The 4502-nt window shown below is 68.7% G+C and carries 6 protein-coding genes; all 6 read left to right on the top strand.

The genetic code is table 11. The features are described 5' to 3' along the window. The first annotated feature begins 120 nt into the window (after positions 1 to 120). Positions 121 to 597 carry a Dps family protein gene (locus ACWELQ_RS39070; RefSeq protein WP_452402040.1) on the top strand — a complete coding sequence of 159 codons (477 nt, stop codon included), beginning with the start codon at positions 121 to 123 and terminating at the stop codon, positions 595 to 597. A gap of 58 nt (positions 598 to 655) precedes the next feature. Next, positions 656 to 1393, top strand: coding sequence for a glycosyltransferase (locus ACWELQ_RS39065; protein WP_452402041.1), 738 nt, complete (start codon positions 656 to 658; stop codon positions 1391 to 1393). A gap of 2 nt (positions 1394 to 1395) precedes the next feature. Next, a complete protein-coding gene (locus tag ACWELQ_RS39060) occupies positions 1396 to 2373 on the top strand; it encodes an acyl-CoA dehydrogenase family protein (protein WP_452402039.1) in 978 nt (325 codons plus the stop codon). Continuing rightward, positions 2358 to 3107: a PIG-L deacetylase family protein gene (locus ACWELQ_RS39055; protein WP_452402038.1), complete on the top strand. Its 750-nt coding sequence runs from the start codon at positions 2358 to 2360 to the stop codon at positions 3105 to 3107. The genes ACWELQ_RS39060 and ACWELQ_RS39055 overlap by 16 nt, the downstream gene beginning before the upstream one ends. Further along, positions 3104 to 3760 carry a class I SAM-dependent DNA methyltransferase gene (locus tag ACWELQ_RS39050; RefSeq protein ID WP_452402037.1) on the top strand — a complete coding sequence of 219 codons (657 nt, stop codon included), beginning with the start codon at positions 3104 to 3106 and terminating at the stop codon, positions 3758 to 3760. Before ACWELQ_RS39055 ends, ACWELQ_RS39050 begins: the two co-directional genes overlap by 4 nt. Positions 3761 to 3826: 66 nt before the next feature. Then, the coding region (locus tag ACWELQ_RS39045) for a hypothetical protein (protein WP_452402036.1) at positions 3827 to 4502 on the top strand (676 nt) is incomplete at its 3' end.

The raw sequence follows: 4502 nt of genomic DNA, 5'->3' as shown, positions 1-4502 counted from the left end.
GGCCTCCACCGACTCGACACCGTTCGCCCTACCCGGATTCGGGCGTCTCACGCGGATTGAAGGCGGAGCCGCCGGGTAGTGCGTCGACGTAATTCGCGACCACTCTCGAGGAGGACGACCATGCCGGCGAAGCCTATTCAGAGCCCGCTCAGCGGCGACAACCTGCGTGTGACCGGAGACGCGTTGCAGCAGACCGTCGTCGATCTGATCGATCTCTCGCTGATCGCCAAGCAGGCGCATTGGAACGTGATCGGCCCGCATTTTCGTTCGGTGCATCTGGGACTGGACGAAGTGGTCACGGCGGCAAGGGAATTCACCGACGCGGCCGCCGAGCGCGCCACGGCGATCGGTGTCAGCCCCGACGGCCGGGCCGCCACCGTGGTCAAGGAATCCGCAGCGCAGGGGGTCGGGGACGGCTGGCAGTACGACACCGTCGTCATCGACGCCATGGTCGACAATCTCTGGGCCGTGATCACCCGGCTGCGCGAACACATCCAGGCCACCGAGACGGCCGACCCTGTCACCCAGGATCTCCTGATCGAAATCGGCGGGCGGCTGGAACAGCTGCATTGGATGTGGCAGGCCCAGCAGGCGTAGCCGTCGCCGCTTCCATCCGCGGTCGTTTGGTGCGGTGGGGCAGGGGTAGACGGTGATCATGATCGTCCCCGACGCGGCCGCGAGCCGCACGACAGCAATCGACGACATCGTCGTGGTCGTGCCCGCGTGCGACGAAGAACGATGGCTGGGTGGATGTCTCGACGCGCTCGCGCGCAGCGCCCGGCATATCGACGTTCCGGTGCGGGTGCTGGTGGTGCTGGATGCGTGCACCGATGGCTCGGCGGCGATAGTGAGGGCGGCCGGGGCGGACAGCGTGGCGGTCTCGTGTCGCAGTGTCGGCGCCGCGCGAGCGGCTGGTTTCGCCGTCGCCCGCGGACGTGGCGACCGGACATGGTTCGCCACCACCGACGCGGATTCGCGAGTCGACCCGCTGTGGCTCGAGCGCCAATTGACTTATGCCCGTGGAGGTTATGGCGTAGTCGCCGGAGTCGTCACGGTAGCGGACTGGCATGGCTACCGCCGCGATACGCGCCGCCGATACGAACTGCGGTATCAGGCAGGCTGGGAAGCCGGGCATCGTCACGTCCACGGGGCAAACCTCGGGTTTCGCGCTGATAGTTATTGGCACACGGGAGGATTCGCCGATCTGGCAACTGGCGAGGACGTCGAGTTCGTCGGCCGGGCACAGGCGCGCGGGGAACGAGTGGCCTGGGCGCGCGACGTCGTGGTCGCGACCTCTGCCCGCCGAATCGGGCGCGCCCCTGCCGGTTTCGCCGCTCACCTGCGTGGTCTGCAGGGGGAGTCCTCGCCAGGCTCGAGGGCGGAAGGCGACTGAGCATGGTCGTGAACGTCGAGCGGAGCTATCTGCAGGATCGGCTGCGCACTCTGTCGTTGTCAGGGCGTTTGGCTCTCCCGTGTCCGGGCGAAGGCAACACCCGCGAGCGATTCCGGATACTGGCGGCGTTGAGCGCCGAGAACACGGTGCTCGGACGCCTCACCGAGGCGCACGCCGACGCGGCGGCGATCCTGCGCGAGTTGGGCGGGCCGCCCCCGACTTCCGGACAGCTCTGGGGAGTCTGGGCGGCCGAGCCGCCAAAGTCCGTGCTGAGGGCACGGCGCGGCCGATCGGGATGGGTGCTCGAGGGGCGCAAACTCTGGTGTTCGGGAGCAACGATGTGCAGCCACGCCCTGGTCTCCGCCCGCGACGGCGAGCAGCGGCGACTGTTCGCGGTCGCGTTGGGACAGCCCACGGTCAGACCCGTGCCCGACAGCTGGCACGCGGTAGGGATGCGCGATTCCGATTCCGGCGCGGTGGATTTCGATCATTCCGAGGCGACGGCCATAGGCGAGCCGGGCGCCTACCTCGACCGTGCGGGGTTCTGGCACGGCGCGATCGGGGTGGCGGCGTGCTGGTACGGCAGCGCCTGCGGCGTGGCGCATCCATTGTGGGAACGCGCCGCCGCGGCACGAGCCGACGAACACCAGCTGGCCCACCTCGGCGCGATCGCCGGCACGCTGCACGCCGCGCGACTGGCGCTGAGTCGGGCGGCCGACGAAATCGACTCTCGGCCCATGGATCTGGTCATCGGCCGAGTTCGTGCCCGGACCGTCCGCGCCATCGTGGAAGACGCGGCGACCGCCACCTTGGACCGGGTGGGCCGTGCGCTCGGTGCGACACCGTTGTGCGCCGACGCCGCCCATGCCCGCCGCGTGGCCGACCTCACCGTGTACCTCCGCCAAAGCCACGCCGAAGTCGATCTGGCCGATCTGGGCCGCGATATCGCCGAGGAGGTCCCCGCATGGCTGAACCTGTGATCGAGACCTGTGCTGCCGGGACGCCTGACGAGGTATGGCGGCCGTGGCGGGATCGTGCTGCGCCGCTGCCGATTCCGCGCTGGCAGCGCCTGATCGTGGTGGCGGCCCATCCCGATGACGAGGTGCTCGGCGCGGGCGGTCTGATCGCGCTGGCCCGCCGCGCCGAGGTACCGGTCACCATCGTGATCGCCAGCGATGGTGAAGCCTCGCACCCGGAGTCTCCGTCGCACACACCGTCACGCTTGGCAACCCTGCGTGTCGACGAATCACACCGCGCCGCAGCCGAACTCGGCGCCGCACCGCCAATCCGGCTGGGCCTGCCGGATGGCAGGCTGGATTCGTGCGAACGGCAGCTGGTGAGCGCGCTGGGTGCGCTGTTGGGCAGTCCGGGTGAACCCGGTGTCCGGTGTGCGGCCACCTGGCGGCACGACGGGCATCCCGATCACGAGGCCGTGGGCCGTGCAGCGGCCGCCGCGTGTGCGAGCAGCGGCATCCGGATGCTGGAGTATCCGGTGTGGATGTGGCACTGGGCGACTCCGGCCCATCCGCTGGTGCGCGCGGCACAGCCCGTCTCGCTCCGCCTACCGGCGGCGGTGCACGCCGCGAAATGCCGTGCGCTGGCGCGCTTTCGCAGCCAGGTGCTCCCACTGTCGAACGACCCGGCCGACGCCGCGATTCTGCCGGAGCATGTATTGCGCAGATTCACCGGCGCGACCGAGACCTTTCTGCGATGAGCGCCGCACGCTTGCCGGACGGCTACTTCGAAGACCTGTATGCCGCCGACCCGGACCCGTGGAAATTCGCCACCCGATGGTACGAGCACCGCAAACGTGCCCTCACGATGGCCGCGCTGCCGCACCCCCGATACCGCGCCGCATTCGAACCCGGCTGTGGGCCAGGGTTTCTCACTCAGGAACTGGCTGCTCGCTGTGACCGCGTGCTGGCCACCGACGTGGTCGACCAGCCACTGCGAACGGCCCGCGCCCGGCTTCGTGGCCTCGCGGTCGGCGATAATGTCGAGTTCCGACGCTGGGCGCTCGGCGACGAGTGGCCCGCGGAGCGATTCGATCTCATCGTGCTGAGCGAAGTCGGCTACTACCTGTTTCCAGCAGACTTGCAGACGGCCATCGACGAATCCGTCGATCACCTCGACACCGGCGCGGCCTTGGTCTGCGTGCATTGGCGACATCCGGTTTCGGACTACCCACTGACCGGCGACCAGGTTCACACGCTCATCGGCGCGCACCCACGACTGACGTCGGCGGTCCACTACACCGACAAGGACTTCGTGCTGGACATCTACGGCCGCGCCGGCGACGACGCGATCTCCGTCGCGGACCGGGAAGGCCTCACCCGCCAGCCGGATAACGAGCCGGCTACTTCGTAGTGTCCGTGCGGCGATCGAAGGGCGGTGTGCGCTTAGAGTCGTACGGTCGAGGGAAGGGGCTGGTTGATGTTCGAGAAGGTCCTGCAGAAGTCGGTCGAGGTGGTGTTGCGCGGCGGCACGAGCGTGCAGGTGCCGCTCGCGGCGAAATACGTGGGCCGGTTGCGGCGGCGGCATCCCGATCGCACCCCCGCCGATATCGCCGGTGGGTTGGAGACGCGGTATCTGACCGTGGTGACGATCAGTGGTGCGCTCGCCGGGTTGAGCGCGGCGGTGCCCGGTGTCGGAACACTGATCGGGCTGGCGGTCAGCGGCGTCGAGTCGATCTTCTTCCTCGAAGCGTCGGCGCTGTACGCGGTTTCCGCGGGCACGGTCCACGGTATCGAGCACCTCCCGCCCAAACAGCGTCGAGCCATGGTGGTGACCGTCGTGCTGGGCGAGAGCGGGGCGGAGATGCTGGGCAAGAACGCCAGCCAATCCGCCCGTGACTGGGCAAGCGTGGTCGCCGACCGACTCCCCATCGTCCGCAATATCGACAATGCGATGGCCCGCAAATTCATCGTGTCTTTCCTCGCCAAACGCGCGGTCCTGCTGTTCGGCAAAACGCTGCCCGCCGGCATCGGCGCGATAATCGGCGGCATCGGCAACCGAGCCATGGCCAAGAGCGTCATCACCAACGCCCACAACAGCTTCGGCCCCGCCCCGACCCACTGGCCCGGCAGCGAACAACCGACCACCGCCCTCA

It is taken from the genome of Nocardia sp. NPDC004722 (assembly GCF_053601505.1).
The sequence above is the reverse complement of the archived record's forward strand: the minus strand, read 5'-3'. Positions and strand labels throughout refer to the sequence as shown.